Source organism: Limnoraphis robusta BA-68 BA1 (assembly GCF_034932365.1).
Classification (GTDB): Bacteria; Cyanobacteriota; Cyanobacteriia; order Cyanobacteriales; family Microcoleaceae; genus Capilliphycus; species Capilliphycus robustus.
Genome location: NZ_JAYGHR010000069.1, coordinates 12,547 through 33,450 on the forward strand (window position 1 = coordinate 12,547; position 20,904 = coordinate 33,450).

Genomic DNA, 20,904 nt, shown 5'->3' on the forward strand with positions numbered 1-20,904 from the left:
TGCCCATAAAATGTTTGACTCTAAAATTGAGTTCTGGAGTCAACGAATTAGACAGTCTCAATTTCTCAGAAGTCTTTGTTTAAGTTTATTGGAAGAGGCTTTACGTCGCAACCGAGAAACAAATCAGTCGGAAGTTTTAGCAGGGTTGATTAATCAATTTTAGAATTGAGGCTGTCTGGGGTTGATGCGATCGCATGGTTTTGGAAAATAATAGAAGATGGAGATGCTTGGCAATTAGTAAAATACCTATAGATTTTAAACTTGACTATACTTTTCTGGTTTTCATCTATTTTATGGTATTAGGATAGATACCACTAGGTGTTGCCAAGTAGGGTTGCAACTAAGAGAATACGAATCAAAAATAAAATTCTCTTTTTCAGAAAACTTTTTAAACCTCTCTATCCAATCAGCAATTACTTGAGTTGGAAGAGAACAGGAAGAATATTTAAAAGATTGGTTTAAATATTTACACATCTCTGACATTTGATCTCTGTTGTAGTTTTGCCATGCCAAAAATACTAAATTATTATATTTCGTTTCTTTTTCAGAATCTTCTATTTTATTTTGATTTGAGTAATTTTTATAGTTGAGTAATTTTGATTTTTGGTAAACTTCTAGAATAAAATCATAGGTTGCACTAAGCCCAAGTTTATCATCAAGAAGATTTAGTTTATTTTCTAGCAAAAGCTGTTGAAGAGAAGGTGTTAATTCTGATCTATAAAAACTTGTAAAAGTAAGACCAACTTTACGCCAAGTCTCTATGCTATAGTTGATTTTATGCTTAACATGATACGCAACAGTATTTTGAAGATATTTAGGATTAAGGTCATTTTGGATAGCAATGCAAGGAATCCAATAATCCCACCAAGGAATACCCAAGCAAAAGTCATCGCATAATGGGAAATACTTTAAAAGTTTTCGATCAAAGAAAAACATATCAAAGCCATAGCCATACATTTCTCCTGCTTCTGATTCTACAGTATCAATGTCTAGTCTTGACGCAAAAAGTACAGAATTCGTAGTTTCCTGACGAACATATGAAATAAAATCTTTCCCAGCCTTCAAATGAATATCAGAATTAACAATTCCAACAATTTTTGATCCATGTTCTTCTAGATAGAGTAAAATATCGTTCACGTATACAAATGGTTTACCATACTTTTCTCTTGCGTCACGCTTAACCATGTGAAAACTAATATCGTCAAAGTAAGGTTGAAGCTGATCGATCTCTTCTTGTATATTCACTGACACTACTAAAAATCCTAGATCAAGCCAGCTTTGGATAGCTGCACGTTGCTTTTCTATACCCACAGGGGCAATACTAGTCGCTATTACTATGCTGTCATTATGTTGGTTCATTGTGTTACCTTACCTTTAAATTCTTTTGTATGTCTAGTTTATCAAAATAGTAAAATATAGCTTGAGCTTTACTTAGCTTTCGACAAGAATTTTATTCCATACCTTTCAAAACTCGGTATTTTCTGTGATATTCAATTGCCTTTTCTATTTGACTACGCTTTATACAAATTTCTCCAAGATAGAAATAAGCATCAGACATATTAGCATTTATTTCCAGGCATTTTTCATAATATAGCGTAGATTTTTCCAGCTTATTTTCTCTAAAATAAACACTTCCTAGATAAAAATAAGCATCCAAACATTTAGGATTTAACTCAACACACTTTTCATAGTTAAAAATGGCTTCTTTGATCTGATTTTGACTTTTATAACAGTTTCCTAAATAAAAGTATACATCTGCTAAGTTTGGGTTTAACTCCAAGCATTTTTTATAGTCGATAACTGCTTTATCTAGTTTTTGCTGGTTATAGTAGATTGTTCCTAAATAAAAGTATGCATCCGCTAAATTAGGATTTAACTCCAAGCATTTATTATAGTGAATAATTGCTTCATCTAGTTTTTGCTGGTTATAGTAGATTGTTCCTAAATAGAAATGTGCATCCGCTAAATTTGGGTTTAACTCCAAGCATTTATTGTAGTGAATAATTGCTTTATATAATTGTTTATTTTGATAGTAAATTGTTCCCGAGTAGAAATATACATCAGCTAAACTAGGATTAAGTTCCAAGCATTTATTATAGTAAGTTAAAGCCCGATCTAGTTGCTCTCTACTTTTATAAAAATTTCCCAATAAAAAGTATGCTTCTATTAATTCTTGAGACATTATTCCTACAATTTTCGTATATATTGATAATGCTTGACTGAGTTTATTTTTGCTTTTTAATTCTAAGGCTTCAGATAAATAGTTGGCTATTATTGAGTCTGATTTAATATGAGATACCTGACAGACTTGCTGGGAACTATAATCTTTATCTGAAGTATTAGATAGATTACGAAGTTTCTTACCATCCCGCCAATAATGTAAGTCCGGATGATTTTCAAACGATGTTTCTCCATCTGATTCAAGTACAGTTTCTAAAAACTTCTTGACTTCTTCTTTGACTTCTTTATTACTGTCAAGCATACGATATGAGTTCATTTGTAAAATGAAGCTAGGCCTAACAGAATATCCATCTATATCAGTATTTACCCAATGAATTTTATCATGTTCATGATACCAGAGATATGCACCTATATAGTTAAAATCAGAAAAGTATATGCGCTCTTTTGGGTCATCCTTAAACTTAGCACCGAACTGCTGCTTCATAAATTCTTTGAAAGACATACCATGATTACGTTCAATTAATTGACGAGCTGAACTATACATTTCTCGAGGATAAATTTTTTCAGGTCTACGACTGAATTCATATTCTACTGCTCTACCTACGGCATTTTCAGTTCCAGCTTTCCATAAAATCGGATTAGCCCCACCTGTTTTCTGACTCCATTCAATTAATGTTTTATATGGGGTATACTCAAGAATAGGCTTTCCATTCCGAAACATATAATCCTCTCGTAAATTTCTAGAGAAAATACTATCAGTGTCAATGTGAATAATATATTTCCCTGTACAGTATGTATCTGCTGTTAGCTTGCTATACTTCTGCTGAATTCTTCCATCTGCAAACTTGTCCTCTCGTACAACTTTAACCCATTCCGGAATTAATGGAGCGAGTTCGGAATTATCTTGCTTTTCATACACAATTACTACTTCTTTCCGAATGGGTACAAATCGCTCTATACTTCGGAGTAAATAGGGCAACCATGCCTTATCACCAACATATGTTCTACAGGTAATGCTAGTTTCTTTTAAAATTAAATCATTAGAATTCATAAGCTTTTTTGTTGCGATATTTTATGAAGAAATTAACTTTTTATGCTGTCAATACTATCAGTTTTTTTGAATCTATAACCTGGATCTAATTTATTTTTGAATGGCAAGTAAATCAATTCTTTCACTACTTAATTTAGTACCAGGCTGTATGGGTTTAAAATCATATGATAACTCTTCTAAAAATGTGTATATGTCTTGTCTGTTACCTCCTGTTCTTTTGAAAACATTATCATTAATTTCAATGACCATACGGGGTTTGCACTTGATAAGAGTTTGTCTAGCTCCTTTAAGAGTCTGTAGTTCATAGCCTTCTACATCAATCTTAATTAAGTCCACTGAAGAAAATTTAAAAGAGTCTAAGGTCACTGCTTTGATTGGTACTGACTCGTTAAGATTAGTAGTTGTACAATAACTTTCTCCAGTATTAGGTCTTAGAACTAGATTTAGTGTTTCTTCTTTATCAGATATTGCATAAGGATAAGATTCTGCTTCAGGAACGTTAATTTTCAGACACTCATAAACTTCAGGATGAGGTTCAAATGCTACTACATGACCCTCTGAACCAACTTTCTTAAGGTAAGCAATTGTATGATCTCCAATATTTGCGCCAATATCTATAACAGTTCCATGAAGTGGTATATGTGGTAATACTAAGTTGAGTAAAGCTTGATCATGGTCTAATCTTCCTGTCTGTGGAATCCATTTTGTTCTATGAGTATCTTCTTTAATTAGAGCAATTTTATTCCAAAAAATTATAGTCATAGTAACTCCATTCAACTACTAATTTGGTTTGTAAAGTTGGCAAATGTTGATGTATATCAACATTAAATTAGTCTGCAATCTACATCTTTAATTATAATTATTTTAGTAACCTAAAGTCAATAATTTTTGCAGTTTATACTGAGCTTTAGAGTTGTTAGGTTCTATCTGCAGAGCAATTTGACAAAAAATTATTGCTTGATCCAGTTGATTCTGTTTAATCAAAGTATCCAAGAGATCTATATATAGATCAACATCTTTGGGTTGGACACTTAAAGCTTTATGATAACTTACTATATCATTAGGATCAAGCTGAATAGCTTTATAGTAGCTTTTAAAAGCTCTATTTAAATCTAAATATGCTCTGTTTTTTAGAGAATCTCCTAGACCCTGGTAACTCCAAGATATATTTGGGTTTAGGTTGATCAAACAGTTATATGCATATATTTCTTCATCAAGTATTTTATATAATTCCTGAAATTTATCTTCGCCATCCAAAGTGGCTACTGAATGAAAAGAATATTGATTTTTGTCTTTCATTGCTTGTCTTTGATATAGTAGTTCATATAATTTTTGATAAATGAATGGTTGAGTTTTAGGCTGGAGTCTGATTGCTTGATTGTAGGCAATAACTGCTTCGTCAAACTTCTCTAGCTTAAATAATGCATCACCTAAATCGGTATAATATGAAGACAAGTTGGGTTCTATTTCAACAGCTTTATAATAAGCTTTAATAGCTTCTTTATAGTCTTTTTTTTGACTCAAAGCCTTACCTAACCTGTAATATGCTTGAGCAAAATATGGGTTTATTTCTGTGGCTTTTTGGTAATACATAATCGCTTCTTCCCATCGCTCTAAATTTGATAATATCTCACCCAAATTATAGTGAGACCAGACTAAATCTCCTTTTAATAGGATTGCACTCCGATAAGCTTTAATCGCCTCTTCCGACTCCTGCAACTCAGCCAACACATCCCCTAACTTACAATGACTCCAACAAAAATCAGGATTAAGCTCAATAGCTTTACGATAAGCATTAACCGCCTCTTCCCGTCTCTCTAAGATAACTAAAACATCTCCTAAGTTATTATAAGACCAGCAAAAATCAGGCTTTAATTCAATCGATTTGTTATAAGCAACAACAGCCTCTTCAAACTCCTCTGTGTCTTGCAACAAATTACCTAACTTGTGATACACTTCCCATAATTCTGGCTTGAGTTCAACGGCTTTTCTATAAACCTCGATTGCCTCTTCTTTTTCTCCTATTTCTACTAAAGCATCACCTAAAGAGTGGTAAGTATTTTCAAATATTGGCTCTACTTTTATGGCTTTTCGATAAGCGGTTATTGCCTCTTTTAACTTACCTTTTTTAGCTAAAACAAGCCCTAGTTTATAGTGAGATAAAGCTGGATTTATTTTTGATTTTTTACTCTGTTGACTCAAAACGAGAGATCCTTGATCGGCTTGAGTGAGAGAGGAAACGAGTTTAGCTTGATTTCGGTTAGACATTTTGAGTATGACTTTTAGAGAGTATTCAGCAAACAAGTTGAAAGTTCGTTGAAGATATACTGAACTTTTGAAGAAGGGTCATAGCTTATTTATACAAAGCTATGTTCCCTCATCCGGATGATTTTTTAACTTTTGACTTAAACCTCAATATTCTTAACTGATGAGGGTTCAGTTTCCGTCAATTCAATGGCTTGATGATACGCTTCAACGGCTTCATCAAGTTGACCTATTTCTTGAAAGAGATCACCCAGTTTATGGTAAGCTTCCCAGTTGTCAGGTTCTAACTGAATTAATTGTTTATAGCAGTCAATTGCCTGTTCAAACTGAGCTTTAGAAACAAAAACTTCTCCTAAATTATGATAGATTAAAGCTAAATTTGGGTTAAGAGCGAGAGCTTGGTTATATGCGGTGATCGCTTCTTCCCAACGTTCAAGTTGAACTAAAACTTGACCTAATTTACAGTAAAACTCTGGCTTTTGAGGATGATGTTCAATGGCTTGATTATAGATCGCGATCGCATTTTCTAATTGTTGTTGAGAGATGAAGATTTCTCCTAAATTGAGATAGGCTTCGACTTGACGGGGATCTAACTGAATTGCTTTTTTATAGCAAATCACGGTCCAGTCTACTTTTCCTAATTCTATCAGAGCGTTAGCAAATTGTATATACTCTTATGCTGTTACTCCTTCAGGTTCTAAAGTTAAAGCACGATACCAACAATTTGCCCATTCTTCAGACTTTTCTAACTGTTTCCAAACTTTCGCTAAGTTGCGATAAGCAGACGCTAATTTAGGTTTAATCTGAATCGCTTTTTGATAGCAAGAAATCGCCGCATCCCATTGTTGATCTTTGGCGTACAGACTTCCTAAATTTGCATGAACTTCTGCAAACTTAGGATCGATAACTAAAGCATGATTGTACTGTTCTTTCGCTTCTTGAACTCGACCCAAACATTGCAAAGCATTTCCCCATAGTTTATAAGCGATTGCTGAATTGGGCTGGATTTTAACTGCCCTTTGACAAGCATTAATTGCTTTTTCAAACTGTTTATTTTTTAAGGATTCTTCAGCTTCTTTGAGATCGATATCAACATTTTGATAAGTCTTGTTATATTTTTCTGTTGCTACAATCTCAACCTTTTCTAAAGTTTGAGGTAAAGTTGTAATATTACTGGGTTTTGACTCGAGTTTCAGATGACCATTGGAATAACCATTGAGAGGAATTGGTTGAAGAGGCGTAATATTATCAAACTCTGAACTTCGATGACCATTATGGGTATTAAACAAGTGATGAAAATTGCTTCCAGGTTGATTATCCTTTTTGATAGAAATCGTTGGATGATGAAGTTGTTCTAGTTTTTGTAAATAGAATTCTGCCTCATCTCGCTTACCTTGACGCTTCAACGCTTCGCTGATATTTTGATAGGCTGCTGTTAATTTTGAGTCCATCTGAATGGCTCGTTTATAACAAGTGATCGCGGGTGTAATCTGATCTTGCTTCAGCAAAATATTTCCCAAATTCAAATGCTCTTTAGCGGTTCCTCGTTCGGGTTCTAAGCTATAGGCTTCATACAAACATCCAGCCATTTCTAAAGGTTTATTAAGCTGTTTCCACACTTTAGATAAGTTGTGATAAACAACCGCAGATTTGGGATTAATCTTAATCGATTCCTGATAATACTTAATTGAATCTTTCCAGTTTTGTTGTTGAGCGCATAGGGTTCCTAAGTTGAGATAAATTTCGGCATCTTTCCATCCGAACTCAATTGCTTTTTTATACAACCCTTGAGCAGATTCTCGATGACCTAGAGCTTGTTCAATTTCTCCTAAAATCTTATAAGCAACTGCTGTATTGGGTTGAATTTTTAGTGCTTCTTGACAAGCCTCAATAGCCCCGGTTAAATTGCCGAGTTGGGCTGCGGCTTCAGCTTGTTTAATATACTGTTTAACCGTTAATTTATCTGAAGTTTGATAACTTAAACTTTGTTCCTTAACTCCAGTTAAATATTGACTCGATTTCAGTTCATTTCCTGATAATGCTCGGTTAGACATATCATGCAATGGGCTTGATTTTAACTCTTGATTCTGAGGAACAGAGTCAACTTCTGTCAATGAAGAAACTGTAAAAATGGTGTGATTATTTTTCCCTCTAGTTGGCAAGGTTGCCTCTAAAAAAGCGGAAGAAAGTTCGGGTTCAAAACTCCAAGCTGAAAATACATGATTCAAGAAACCTCGTAAGCCTTTGATAGACTTTCTCGCGGGGTTAACTGAAAGTGAATTTTCATTTTTAACCCCTTCTTCTAGCTTTTGTTCCGGTAAAGAACCTAAAGCTTTCAAAGCGATCATATTTTGATAATCCAGTGCAGTTTGACTCAGTTACATCTGGCGTTTCAGGGCTTTTCCTAGCTTTTTATACGACTCTTGAGAATAAGAATTAGATTGAATTGCATGACAATAAGAAGCAATTGCCCGTTCTACTAATCCCATATTCAGCAACATATTAGCTAGCTGCAAGTGTTCTTCTGAAGAAATGGCTCCGGGGTTAATAGAATAAGCATGATACCAACATTCTGCGGCTTCTTCTTTCTTGCCTAATTGAGTCCAAGCTCTTGCTAAATTGCGGTAAGCAATCGCTAATTTTGGTTCTAACGTAATCGCTCTTTGATAACAAATAATTGCGGGTTGCCAATCTTGTTCTTGGGCATATAATGTCCCTAAATTACAGAAGACTTCTGCAAAGTCTGGCTGAAGCTGAATGGCTTTAGCATAAGAATCTTTAGCCTTTTCAAATTGACCTTTAATTTGTTGTATATTCCCGAGTATTTTATAAGCTTTCGCATTGGGTGTAATGCTGATTACACGCTGACAAGCTGCCGCTGCCTGTTGATATTTTTTCTGAGTATAAAGGGCTTCGGCTCCGTGTAGATAAATGTCCTGATCTTCGCTATTGAGAAATAACCCCGATTGAGTAGAGGGTTCAATTCCTGAAGTCGTAACTTGTGGGATAGAGTAAGAAATCTTTTGATTAAGAGACATGGGCTGTTTTGAGGTAGACGGTAAGGATATCTGGGTTTGAGATTGGAGAATGCCAGCTATTTTCATAACTTTTTCAAGAGATTTTAAGGAAATCAGAATATCTTCAGTTAAAGGGTTGGGATACATAAGCTGTCGAACGGGATAACAGCCGAACTCTGAGCCTTTTATGTAAAAATGTTGCAGTTTTAGCTGCTGACTAATCACCCAGTAATAATGCCGAATATAGTGGGGCGAAACCAGTTCAATGACTGTTGTTCCAGGACAACAAAACATGATATTGGTTAAACCACTGCCATGAGCCGATACAATGATTTCAGCATTTGCAAATAGAGTAACTTGCTGTTCGACTGACAAAGACTCCAGTTCGACTCGAACAAATCCCCATTGACTCAGCCATGACATGACTTCGGCTTCATTAATAATGTGACGATAACTGGCTCGTTCACGACTGATATAAATACGGGTTGGTGAGTGAGATTGATTTTGGGTTTTTGGTGTCAAAAATAGGCTGCGATGGAAGGCTAACGCCTCAGAAGATAACCACCCTAGATGACTGGGAAATGAGGGAACAATTAACTTTTCAGCTTCGATATAAGGAGAGCGATCACTTTCAATAATTTTGCTCAGGGGAATCCCTAATCTTTCCAATGTTTCTCGCTGAAAAGGTTGCTGAATACTATTTACAACAAACCAATCTATCTGATCCCAAGAATATCCTCCATTTCGTAAAATGTCAAATCGAGGTAAAATATCAACCATCCAGTGAAAGTAAACGTTTCCTGATAACCCCGAAAGAACTGCAACGGTTCCTTCTATGAGTTCTAGGTTTGGTAATTCATCTGGAATTAGACTATAATCTTGAACGTTATGAGTCTTTTCACAGAAGGGAAGTTTTCCTGGATAACTGCGAGAAAGTTCAGGAATGATTTTATTTTTTGAATTCCAAATCGTGATCTGTTCGCAAACTAACCAACTATTTTTTTGAGGACTTACCCAAGCTCGTCCCTGAAAAAATCTAGAGACTTTAATCGGGTCATTCTGGATTTCTATTGTATCAGGAAACTGACAGAAATACACATCTTGACTGAGGGACTGAATCTGAAATTTACTGAATATTTTCTTCAGACAGGATTGACAATTTAAGCCTTCACATGGTTTTGATGTTCCCTTTGAAAATTCATCCTTGATATTGGAAACTTTAAGGTTTTTGTCTACTTGAATGGATGAATGATTTTCGATTGATTTTTGAAAGGCTTTGAATTCTTGATTGGCAACTAAGAACAATTGTTTGATGATCTTAGCTGAATTCCATTTTGCTTGTTTTTCTAAACAGAGTTTTAAGTTTAAAGAAGCTTCATTCCCTTGAGGATAAATCTGTAATGATTTGTGATAATATAACTCAGCTTGAGCATATTTTCCCGATGCAATTAAGACATTCCCGAGACTGATATAGGTTTGACTGAGAGATGCAACTATCTGAGAAAAATCAGTATCTAATTTCAAAGAAGTTAAAAAATTCGCACAAGCAATAATAGCCTTTTCTAATTCATCTTTGCCGATTAAAGATTGAGCAAAACTACAATAATAATCAATCAAAAAATCCGATTGTTTAACGGCGGATTTCCAAAAGGCGATCGCGGACTTTAACTCACCCACGAATAGTAAGCTTTCTCCCAAGCTACTCTCAGCAAAAATAGAATCCGGTTGAAGCTGAATTGCACGTTTAAAACTCTCAATTGCATCCTGATGAAGATTCAAAAGTTGAAACGCTTTACCTATATTTTGATGAAAAATATAGTTTTCTGAGTCTAACATAATTGCTTGTTTAAAATGATAAATGGCTTGTTTTAATTCACCTATTTCCAAGAATATTTGACCCAGGTTATTTTGTATGATTGATTCATTATTGAATTTATCAAGGGCAACTTTTAATGTATAAATAGCAGACTTAACCTGATTTGTAGAAGCGAATAAGTATCCTAAATTATTATAAGCATTAACTAAAAAATAATCTGCTTTTTTTGTTTTGTTTTCGGCGGGAATATTAATCATTTTTTTGTAAATATTAATTGCCGCATCAATTTGACCACTGTGTTGGAGAGCAACCCCTAAATTATAATAAGCTTGCAGGTAGTTGGGATTTTGTTCAATTGCTTTTTGGTAGCTCTCAATCGCTCTAGGTAAATCTTCTAGCTTATATAAAACCAGACCTTGATTATAGTAAATTTCAGGCCAATGTGGTTTTTGAATCAGAGCTTGCTGGTAATAATAAACTGCTGTTTCAAATTGTCCCTTTTGGTGGCATTTTAGACCCATTTTAGCGAGGATTTCAGGAGGATGACGCATAGTGTTTAGAAAGACTTCATGTGTGAATATCCGTCAAGGCAGAATAGCTCTAAGTGGCAAGTCAAAACATGAGATATTAGATGATTTCAAAGTCATCTAATCCAAGATTAGCTTTGTTATCAAATTGAGCAATCGGTGAGACTACACCTAACTCATTAACGTAGTACAATAAACCCTGATTTTTATCGTAGATCAAGTTGGCACCTTGAGTTGAAGATTGGCCCGGAACAAAGTTATTAATTGTAGTAAATTTGCTCGGATCGATAGTACCATCTAAAGCACTAAAGACAGTGTTTGACAGTTGAATAATATCTTCAGTGGGATCAAAATCTGTCAGTGTATCTGTATTTTCAGCACCGAAGAAAGAGAAGGCAAAAGTATCAGCACCTTCACCGCCAGTTAGAGTATCATTACCCTGACCTCCGATGAATAAATCCTTACCTGTTCCGCCCTCCAGTATATCCTTACCTAAACCGCCGTATAGCGTGTCATCTCCTGTGCCACCTACGAGAATGTCATCTCCCTGATTTCCAAATAAGAGGTCATTTCCCGTATCACCACCAATGGTATCGTTTCCTTCACCACCAAAAGCAGTATCGTCACCCTCTCCGGCGCTGAGGCTATCATTACCCAAATCGCCAAATAACTGGTCATTTCCTTTACCTGCAACTAGAGTATCGTTGCCTTCTCCACCAGATAAAACATCGTTACCTTCTCCACTGCTGATGAAGTCATTACCCTGATTACCGACGAGGATATCGTCACCTTCATTATCAATCAGGGTATCATCTCCTTCCCCACCAAAACCTGTGTCGTTACCCTCTCCGCCATAAATCAGGTCATTTCCCTTATCCCCAAATAGTTGATCATTTCCTTGATTACCGCTAATCGTATCGTTACCTTGACCACCAAAGACGAGATCTTCATCTTTTCCTGCACTAATGAGATCATTTCCTTGGTTTCCGAGAACGATATCTGTTCCATCCCCGGCTTCGATACTATCATCAGCACCAAAGCCAAACAGGAGATCATTAAGATTACCTCCTGCGATATCATCACCAAAATCTGAACCCAGGAAACTATTGGGTTGTTCCGTCGCGCCTTGAAACAAAAAGCCACCGCCCGGTAATGGGGTGATTTGAGGGGTTGTAATAATTTGAGACATATTTTACTCTAGGAACTTTCAAAATTCACACTGTTACGCGCTAAACCAAAGCGTTAATGCAGTAAGCCGTTCCCTGATCAATTTACTAAGTTTAATCGGAGAATTGATTTGAGTCCCCTGATCTTCTAAAATTTTATTGCTTAGATTTCAGTCACCCATATCTATATCTATTCTCAAGGTTTTATCTCTCTCATCCGGACGATTTATAGATTAATAAAAAACTTATATTATTTGAGATTGAGTATCGGGCAATCTACCGATGGGCAAGGCTTTTAGAGATTATTACCCCGGATTCATAGGTTCAAAATCAATTTTAATTTATGTTACTTATGATCACAGTTTAATAACTTCTTAACATATGACTCTAACACTGGATGAACTCCTTTCTACTGTTGAGGTGTGATTGGAAAATTCCTGCTGTTGGGAATGCCAATTACAAGTAACTCTTTGAAGACGGGATCTTGTTTTAATGGTTCCCGCAGTCAAAGTTTTTCTGAAAATTTTGCCGCTTAACTGTATCATTGTTTACGGTTTAATCCCTAAAAGGCTTTGATCGATCTAGTCGTTGCGATCGCGAATATTGTCTAACTTCTCAGGCTGGGCGATCATCTCTGCTATCCTATAAATTCCGGCTTCTTTTCCAGATACCCAAACAAGCACCCCATCTTCGATAGCAGTATCCTTCCCATAGCGAATGACTCACCAAGACATTTGTTCAAAGTCGGCGATCGCATCAAGGACTCGATAATATTTAGGATTCTCTTTAAAGAGTCAGCATAGCACAATTCAACCTTCACATTTTCTTTTTATAGGGTAACTGATTTGAGTTGCCCTGTCACGTCCTCTTATTTTTCCTTCCCCATCAACCCCTCTTCTCAAAAATCTATCTTTAGGAGGATGATTTTATTTAATCCGGTTTTTATATGGTTTTTAGAGTAAGCATTTGTTTCCCTTATTTATCTTTCTTACTCTAGGAGGATGAACGGAGAGTTTTTCTTTATTAAGATATGTAAATAGTTGGTTAAATTGCCATTTTTAAATAGGGGTTTCCGAGAATTTTTCCAACAATTACGATAAAAATTTGGAGAATATTGTATGACATTTTCTCAACTCACAAATGATATCACCGCCGCCTTAAATGAGTTTAAAGGTTTAAGGACTGATACTCAACTTGCGCTGTTGTGGTTCATCTATACAAAGATGGGAAGTTCCATCACTCCGGCTGCTCCGGGTGCGGCTGCACCGCCGATTGCAGAAGGATTATACAATCAAGTCAAAGAAGTCTCTCACGAGGAACAATTACAAATTCAACGGGATATTTTACAACAAACTAACAATGAAATTTCCCGTGAATATGGTGCTTTAAGCGATAATACAAAGCTGTTATTCTGGTATCGTTTAGCCCAAGGAATGGAAACCGGAGAAATTGTTCCCATGCCCGAAGGTTATAAGCTGGACAAAAAAGCAGAAACGCTATTAGCTGCCCTAGAAACCTTAGATTTTGAACAACAAATTACTTTCTTGCGTCAGGTTGTTTCTCCGACAGGTTCTCAACAAACATCCCCGGGAAATATATAATCAATGGTTCTCGCTTTTCTAAACCGATAGAGGATGATCTCTGAATCGACTGCTATCTAATTTGCATTCAATAATTTACGGGTTTAAGTTCCTGGTTTCTGGTGGAAGCCGGGAATTTTTTATAGTCCAATTCTTGCCAACTGAAAGCCGCAAAGTTATCCGACTTGGCTCTCTCAAAATAGGGCGCACTGAGTACCCCAACCCTAATTAATGTCTAATTCATACCTAAATTTTTACAAAAGCTTTAAACTTGTCACTATTTTTAAAGTAATTGTGAAGGCACAGAAAGTATCCGTTTGAATAGCCCTGATTTATCAGATCTGTCCTTCCAGTCTAGTGCTGGGTTCAGCAACTTCCGATTAACGAATCTGAAACCTATAAATAAAAAAATATCTCAACTTTGTTATAATATGTCTCGAAAAAATATTATATTTTCAAAGGCTACATTCAAAGGGAATGCGTGAGTTTCAAGTTCATCATCAACTTGGTATAGGCATCAACGTATGTACAACAGCAAAGATTTACTGAAAGACCGTTCAATGAAACAGTGGCTTGCGATCGCAATGGTCATGGGATTAGCGATTGTGCTGCGTCTCTATCAACTCGGTACCGAGAGCGTTCTTTACGATGAAATGCTGAGTATTCGAGATTCAGAAAATTATCAACTCAGCTTTCCCTACAGTCGTCCCTTATTTTATATGCTGCTAAATTTGTGGATGCAGTTTGGAAGCAGTGACGCTTGGCTGAGATCAATGTCTGTTTTGTTTGCGATTGGTGCGGTTTGGCTGACCTATCGCCTGGGTTCTCGAGTCGTCGGTGAATCAACCGGAGTGATTGCAGCGTTGATGATGGCTGTCTCGCCCCTATTTCTAAATCACGCCCAGGAAATTCGGATGTATGGGTTGATTACGTTCTTGAGTGTAGCAGGTACCTTAGCCCTGTGTCATTTCCTCGAACGTCCCAGCTATCTACCTTTGGGGTTGTGGATGGTAGCGCGAATCGGTTTGCTCCTCAGTAATGCCAATAATGTGTTGATTTTATTACCCGATACGATTTTATTAGCTTGGCAGTACCGTAAACAACTGCATTGGTTTATGGTGTCCGCTATCAGCATGGTGTTGGTTTGTCTGGCATTCATACCTGTGGTTTTATCTCTGACGTCTGGGGGTGAATACGGTGAGTATATGGAAACAACCGTCGCCGAGTATTCCAAACCGGGTTTAGTATTAGTTCTCGGTGAACTGACCCAAATGACAGTTTACTGGCCGATGAGACATTTGCTCAAGTCGAATGAAATTGCACTCGAAAATAATCAATTGGGCGACAGTAGTCTGTTGAGCAATATCTTCTCGACTCAAACTCTCAGTCTTCTGTTTTATGCCGGTTTTACCCTGGTGTTAATTGGGGTTTTGGGTGTGGCGTTGTTTTCCCTGGTAGCCGACAAGCAACGTTCAGAAAAATTGCGTTGGGTAGCGGCTTGGGCCATTTTGCCAACGGCTTGTACGCTGATCCTGTCCTATATTTCTAATCCGATTTGGAAACCCCGTTACTTACTGTTTGTTGATCCTTACTTCCTGATTCTCCTGGCAACAGGTTTTGTAATGATTTGGCATTGGCGACGATTATTCGGTATCGTTATAGCAGTTGCCTACTTCGTCGCGGTATCGGGTGGACTATCAGCTTATTACGGCACTTTGTACCGTACTGACTGGAAAGGGGCGATTGAGATGATCCGTTCAAATGAGCAACCCAATGATGTCATCTTAGTTTACTCTCCCCTGGTGGGTTATGATTACGCCTTTAAGCGTTACTATCAGGGTTCCCTCCCCGTGTACCGTGTTGGGCCAAAAGACCAAATTCCCAAATTCCAGGCGGATAGACAGTCTTTTCGGGTGCAACAAGGCGAGGGTGAATCTCCCTCAACTCCTGATCGTCTGTGGTTATTCTGTTGGTCTTATTGCAAACAGACGGCTGAAATGGATGAACTTTCTCGGATTATGCTGGGAGAATCCTTTGAAACCGAACAGACTCAAATGTTCAAAAGCCTAGAAGCTTCTTGGGTTGGTGTTTCTCTCAGAACTGCGGATTAAGCCCCAACCTCAAATGAATCGACAGGTACGAATCGTTAGGGACTAATACCCTAAATAGATGTTCACAGATAGGGCTGATGGTTGAGACTGTACCCGGTTTTCAACTTGTCTATGCCAAAAAACATCAAAATTAGACTAGCATAGACTCACGGCTCTCAAGCGTGCCAATCAGAGCATTTTTCCGATCAAGTTTAACCCTCTTACGTCTCGATCCGTCATTGATTGCTGAAATAACAATTCATGGATATTTTACCCACTCAATTAGAGCAACCATCAACGCATTCTCTATTCTCCGAAACTCTCGAACCCCTCAATGTTTCTATTGTTGTCCCGATTTACAATGAGGTCGAAAGTTTACCTAAACTGATTGAGGCGATTCAAGCCAGCTTAGAGTCCACAGGTCTCACTTATGAATTGATTTGTGTCGATGATGGTTCTCGAGACGGATCAACCGATCTCCTCAAACAACTCGCTGCCATTAACCCCATTTTAAAAGCGGTGATTCTCCGACGCAACTATGGTCAGACTCCGGCGATGTCGGCGGGATTTGATCAGGCTCGCGGAGAGGTGATCATTACCCTCGATGGGGACTTGCAAAATGATCCGGCCGATATTCCCATGTTGTTAGATAAATTAGCGGAAGGCTACGACGTGGTGAGTGGCTGGCGCAAAAACCGACAGGATAAGGCTTTAACACGATTACTTCCGTCCAAGATTGCCAACTGGATCATCGGACAGATGACCAACGTTAAACTCCATGACTATGGCTGTTCTTTGAAAGCTTACCGGGCCGAAGTAGCGGCGGACCTCAAACTCTATGGGGAGTTACACCGATTTTTACCCGCTTTGGCTGTAATTGAAGGGGCGAGAATTACAGAAGTTCCTGTGCGTCATCATGCGCGTCAGTTTGGTAGCAGCAAGTATGGCTTGGATCGCACTTTCCGGGTCGTGATGGATTTGTTGACGATTTCCTTTATGAAAAAGTTCTTGACTCGGCCGATGCACGTCTTTGGGTTACTGGGTATGGTGTCGCTGTTGATTGGTGTTCTTTCTGGACTGTACTTGACCTTCCTCAAATACGGTTTGGGTGAAAGCATTGGCGATCGGCCTCTGTTGATCCTCGCAGTTTTACTGACTTTAACCGGAATTCAACTGTTTAGCTTTGGCCTATTAGCTGAGGTGTTGATGCGAACCTACCACGAGTCTCAAAATCGACCGATTTATCGAGTTCGAGAAGTGGTCAGCGCGACCAACTCTCAGTCACAGCGTCCCAAACATTCCTAGTCAGTCTCCTGATCGACCTCTGAAGGAATCGGAAAGATTTTACAAGCCATGTGACTGGGTGGAACGTTAGGAGAAGGTTCAGGTTTTTCTGAGGCGTTCAAACGGTTGACCATTTCTTGAGGGGGAGCAATGCAAACTGCTACTTGTCCAACTCCTGCCATAAGGGTGCTGACTCGCTGCAAAATTGAATGAATCTCTTGAACTAATTGTTCAGCTATCAGCCGAGAGGGGGCGATGATCAAAAAGGTCTTCACTCCTGTCGGACTCGGTGCCATGCCATAGCTACATTCCCCGAGTAGGGTTTGTGTTGCTAGGTTCAGGGAATGATGAAAGCGATTGACTAAAGCTTGATAGAAAGATTCGCTCAGAGCGCGATTGTTGAAAATTGGTTGCGGCAGCATAATTAAATCCCTTGTGCAGTACATCCTCTGTTGCAGCGTTTTCAGCCTCTACTCTTTGATTTTAACATTTATTAACATATTTGCATCAAGTAATCATTCGCTGACTCATTTCACCCTAGAGTCCTCACCCCTGGGACTTCTGACTAAATCTCTGGAAAAAAAATAAAAATCACCGTGAATCTGACTTTCCTTGACCCGATTTTTGCGTGAATTTTGCCCGATCAATGATCAACTGTCCTTTCAGGCATTGACAGAAGGAAAAAATCCTGAAAAGCTAGTCGCTAATAACAGTTATTTTGGCGAATCTCCTTCGGAGACGCGACGCAAACACATTTTGAAACAGTCGTCTTCCTACTGGCAACTTCTCCCCTTTCTCCGTCCCCACTGGCCAACGATCTCGAAAGCTTTGGTTTGTACCCTGGGGTTTACAGCATTCTGGCCTTTACTCGCCTGGTTGGTCGGCAAAATTGCAGGTTATATTGGTCAAGGCAATGTTAGTGCGATCGCCCAATTTGCAGGTGTTACTGCGATTATTTTTCTGGTTCGGGGTGGGGTTCAATACGCTCAAGATACGTTAATGGCAAAGGCGGCTTTAGCGATCGCTTTTGATTTGCGAAAAAAGGTTTATAGCCATCTCCATCAACTCAGTGTCGGTTATTTTGAAACGGCTAAAACAGGCGATCTTTCTTACCGTCTCACCGAAGAAATTGATCGGGTCGGGGAAGTCATTTATAAGTTTTTTCATCAGTTTATTCCCTGTATTTTACAACTGATTGTAGTTTTAGGGTACATGATTTATATTAACTGGCAACTCACCCTCGCAACGTTCATTATTGCGCCATTAATGGCGGTCTTAATTGGTTGGTTTGGAGAAAAGTTACTCAGCTTGAGTCGCCATAGTCAAACCCGCATTTCTAACTTAGCTTCTTTATTAACAGAAGTTTTCAACGGGATTCGTTTAGTACAAGCTTTTGCCGCCCAAGACTATGAAATTGCTCGTTTTTCTCTAGAAGCAGAACACAACCGACGAGCCAAATATCGCGCTGAACAAATCAAAGCCCTTCAGTTTGTGGTGGTTGGTTTTTTAGAAGCGATGAGTGTAGTCTTTCTATTTTTATTAGGAGGTTGGCAAATCTCCCAAAATAATCTCACGGGAACCGAGTTTATTAGCTATGTTACGGCTGTTGCCTTATTAATTGATCCGATTGGTTTAACAACCAGTAACTACAGCGAATTTAAACAGGGTGAAGCTTCTTGCGATCGCCTATTTGAACTCTTAGCCATCCAGCCAGAAATTCAAGAAAAATCAGATGCGATTATCCTACCATCCGTTCAAGGAAAAGTAGACTATCAGAATATTGACTTTGCCTATATTCCGGGAAAACCTGTCTTAAAAAACCTCAATTTGCGGGTTCAAGCGGGAGAAATGATCGCCTTAGTGGGGGCTTCTGGGGCTGGGAAAACAACATTAGTTAATTTATTGCCTCGATTTTATCATCCCCAAGCAGGTCAAATTTTAATTGATGGAATTAATATTCAAGATGTGACTCTCAGCAGTCTGCGGCGACAAATTGGGATTGTTCCGCAAGAGGTGATTATTTTCTCGGGAACGGTGGCTCAAAATATTGCGTTTGGTCAGGTTTATTATGATCTCAAAGAGGTACAAATGGCGGCAGAAATTGCCAATGTTCACCAGTTTATTAGTCAACTTCCCGAGGGCTATCAAACTTTAGTGGGGGAACGGGGGGTGAATTTATCGGGCGGACAAAGACAGCGAATTGCGATCGCCAGGGCGGTATTATTAAACCCAAGAATTTTAATTTTAGATGAAGCTACTTCAGCGTTAGACTCAGAATCTGAAGCTTTAGTTCAGGAGGCTTTAGAACGATTAATGGAAAATCGAACGGTTTTTATTATTGCTCATCGTTTGGCAACGGTACGACGGGCTGATCGGATTTTAGTCATAGAAGGCGGTAAAATTATGGAGTCGGGAACCCATGATCAGTTGCTTGAAAAAGGTGAGCGATACGCCCGATATTATGCTCAACAATTTAGTTAATGATATGAAAGACTTCAATGTTGGCTACAGAAGTTGGGCAGGGGAGCGGAGAAAAACGAACTGTCAGCGTAGGGGCAGGTTCTGAAAAAATTTATGTTTCCTATCAATAATCTAGATCAACCCGCCCTCTTGTCTATGGGCTTTTGTAGCCTTATTTTTTAATTTTAGCATCAATAACATGAAAATTTTTATCAGTACAGGTGAAGTGTCTGGAGATTTACAAGGGGCGATGTTAATTGAAGCTTTGCACCGTCAAGCCGATATTTTAGACCGAGAATTAGAAATTATTGCATTAGGCGGAACTCGCATGGAAAAAGCGGGTGCAGAGCTTTTAGGAAATACTTTGAGTATGGGTTCTGTCGGGATTTGGGAATCTTTGCCCTATGTATTTCCGACTCTAAAAATGCAGCAGCAAGTTGAGCAATATTTACAGCAAAATCCTCCTGATTTAGTGGTTCTGATTGACTACATGGGGCCGAATCTTAAGATTGGCAATTATATTCGTCGTCATTTTTCTTCGATTCCGATTATTTACTATATTGCTCCCCAAGAATGGGTGTGGTCATTGGGTTCAGGAAATACCGCCGAAATTGTTAAAATTACAAACCGATTATTAGCCATTTTTCCTGAAGAAGCCCGTTATTTTCGAGAAAAAGGAGCAAATGTAACTTGGGTGGGTCATCCTTTAATGGATCGAATGCAAACCGCCCCCAGTCGAGAACAAGCGAGAACAATATTAGGTATTAAACCGGATGAAATCGCGATCGCCCTTTTACCTGCTTCTCGTTGGCAAGAAATCAAGTATTTAATGCCTGTGATGTTTGAGGCAGCAAAAATGATTCAGTTAAAATTGCCTCAAGTTCGCTTCTGGATTCCCCTCTCATTACCAGAATACCAAGATTCAATTGAAAAGTCAATCCAAAAATACGGTTTAAATGCTAAATTAGTCACGACTGACTCTGATCAAAATCAGACTTTAAAGGTTCTAGCCGCAGCCGATTTAGCGATTACGAAATCAGGAACGGTTAACTTAGAAATTGCGTTGTTAAATGTTCCGCAAGTCGTGATTTATCGGGTGAGTTCGATCACGGCTTGGATAGCCCGAAATATTCTCAAATTTTCGATTCCATTTATGTCACCGCCCAATTTAGTCCAAATGAAATCGATTGTTCCCGAATTACTCCAAGAAGAAGCTACACCTGAAAGGATTGTTGGTGAAGTAATGGAACTGTTAAACAATCCCCAAAGACGACAAAAAATGCAAGCTGACTATCAAGAAATGCAACAAGCTTTAGGAGAAGTAGGTGTTTGCGATCGCGTTGCGGCTGAGATTTTAAACAATATATCGAGAGAAAATTAAGCGTTTTAAAAGCGATATTCAAGTGAACTTATAGAATTATACTAGAACAAGTTGGCGATCGCCTGTTATCTGTACCCGCCAAAACC

15 protein-coding genes are annotated in these 20,904 nt (G+C 38.2%); 6 read left to right on the forward strand and 9 right to left on the reverse strand.

The features are described from left to right. Window positions 1-10 precede the first annotated feature (10 nt). A complete protein-coding gene (locus tag VB836_RS18840) occupies window positions 11-163 on the forward strand; it encodes a hypothetical protein (protein ID WP_323221522.1) in 153 nt (50 codons plus the stop codon). A 128-nt stretch (window positions 164-291) separates the two neighbouring features. On the opposite strand, the gene VB836_RS18845 is transcribed toward VB836_RS18840, so the two are convergent. The 8 genes from VB836_RS18845 to VB836_RS18880 form a co-directional block, all read right to left on the reverse strand. Continuing rightward, the gene (locus VB836_RS18845) at window positions 292-1,359 is read right to left on the reverse strand and encodes a hypothetical protein (RefSeq protein ID WP_323221524.1); all 1,068 of its coding nucleotides are present in this window, start codon (window positions 1,357-1,359) and stop codon (window positions 292-294) included. 91 nt (window positions 1,360-1,450) lie between these two features. Further along, window positions 1,451-3,232 carry a tetratricopeptide repeat protein gene (locus VB836_RS18850; protein WP_323221526.1) on the reverse strand — a complete coding sequence of 594 codons (1,782 nt, stop codon included), beginning with the start codon at window positions 3,230-3,232 and terminating at the stop codon, window positions 1,451-1,453. Window positions 3,233-3,322: 90 nt separating this feature from the next. Beyond that, on the reverse strand, window positions 3,323-3,994 hold the full coding sequence (locus tag VB836_RS18855) for an FkbM family methyltransferase (protein WP_323221528.1): 672 nt from the start codon (window positions 3,992-3,994) through the stop codon (window positions 3,323-3,325). A 102-nt stretch (window positions 3,995-4,096) separates the two neighbouring features. Further along, window positions 4,097-5,500, reverse strand: a complete 1,404-nt coding sequence (locus tag VB836_RS18860; protein ID WP_323221530.1) for a tetratricopeptide repeat protein — start codon at window positions 5,498-5,500, stop codon at window positions 4,097-4,099. A 137-nt stretch (window positions 5,501-5,637) separates the two neighbouring features. Continuing rightward, entirely contained in the window at window positions 5,638-6,165 is a 528-nt protein-coding gene (locus VB836_RS18865) for a tetratricopeptide repeat protein (protein ID WP_323221681.1), read from the reverse strand. Window positions 6,166-6,171: 6 nt separating this feature from the next. Next, entirely contained in the window at window positions 6,172-7,845 is a 1,674-nt protein-coding gene (locus tag VB836_RS18870; protein ID WP_323221532.1) for a tetratricopeptide repeat protein, read from the reverse strand. 30 nt (window positions 7,846-7,875) lie between these two features. Continuing rightward, window positions 7,876-10,881 (reverse strand): tetratricopeptide repeat protein, encoded by a 3,006-nt coding sequence (locus VB836_RS18875; protein WP_323221534.1) that lies wholly within the window; start codon window positions 10,879-10,881, stop codon window positions 7,876-7,878. Between the two features lie 76 nt (window positions 10,882-10,957). After that, complete coding sequence (locus VB836_RS18880; RefSeq protein WP_323221536.1) at window positions 10,958-12,046, reverse strand: calcium-binding protein; 1,089 nt, start codon at window positions 12,044-12,046, stop codon at window positions 10,958-10,960. 1,095 nt (window positions 12,047-13,141) lie between these two features. On the opposite strand from VB836_RS18880, the gene VB836_RS18885 reads away from it, so the two are divergent. The 3 genes from VB836_RS18885 to VB836_RS18895 all read left to right on the forward strand — a co-directional run bounded on the left by VB836_RS18885 (window position 13,142) and on the right by VB836_RS18895 (window position 16,998). Then, entirely contained in the window at window positions 13,142-13,624 is a 483-nt protein-coding gene (locus VB836_RS18885; protein WP_323221538.1) for an orange carotenoid protein N-terminal domain-containing protein, read from the forward strand. 539 nt (window positions 13,625-14,163) lie between these two features. Continuing rightward, entirely contained in the window at window positions 14,164-15,714 is a 1,551-nt protein-coding gene (locus tag VB836_RS18890) for a glycosyltransferase family 39 protein (RefSeq protein ID WP_323221540.1), read from the forward strand. Between the two features lie 240 nt (window positions 15,715-15,954). Further along, the gene (locus tag VB836_RS18895; RefSeq protein ID WP_323221542.1) at window positions 15,955-16,998 is read left to right on the forward strand and encodes a glycosyltransferase family 2 protein; all 1,044 of its coding nucleotides are present in this window, start codon (window positions 15,955-15,957) and stop codon (window positions 16,996-16,998) included. On the opposite strand, the gene VB836_RS18900 is transcribed toward VB836_RS18895, so the two are convergent. Beyond that, the gene (locus VB836_RS18900) at window positions 16,995-17,399 is read right to left on the reverse strand and encodes a hypothetical protein (RefSeq protein ID WP_323221544.1); all 405 of its coding nucleotides are present in this window, start codon (window positions 17,397-17,399) and stop codon (window positions 16,995-16,997) included. The two genes, VB836_RS18895 and VB836_RS18900, sit on opposite strands and share 4 nt — an antisense overlap. Before the next feature lie 334 nt (window positions 17,400-17,733). Between VB836_RS18900 and VB836_RS18905 the strand changes: the two genes are divergently transcribed. Together VB836_RS18905 and lpxB are read left to right on the forward strand one after the other, a co-directional pair. Next, complete coding sequence (locus VB836_RS18905) at window positions 17,734-19,458, forward strand: ABC transporter ATP-binding protein (protein WP_323221683.1); 1,725 nt, start codon at window positions 17,734-17,736, stop codon at window positions 19,456-19,458. Window positions 19,459-19,636: 178 nt separating this feature from the next. Beyond that, the gene (lpxB, locus tag VB836_RS18910; protein WP_323221546.1) at window positions 19,637-20,818 is read left to right on the forward strand and encodes a lipid-A-disaccharide synthase; all 1,182 of its coding nucleotides are present in this window, start codon (window positions 19,637-19,639) and stop codon (window positions 20,816-20,818) included. Window positions 20,819-20,904 lie beyond the last annotated feature (86 nt).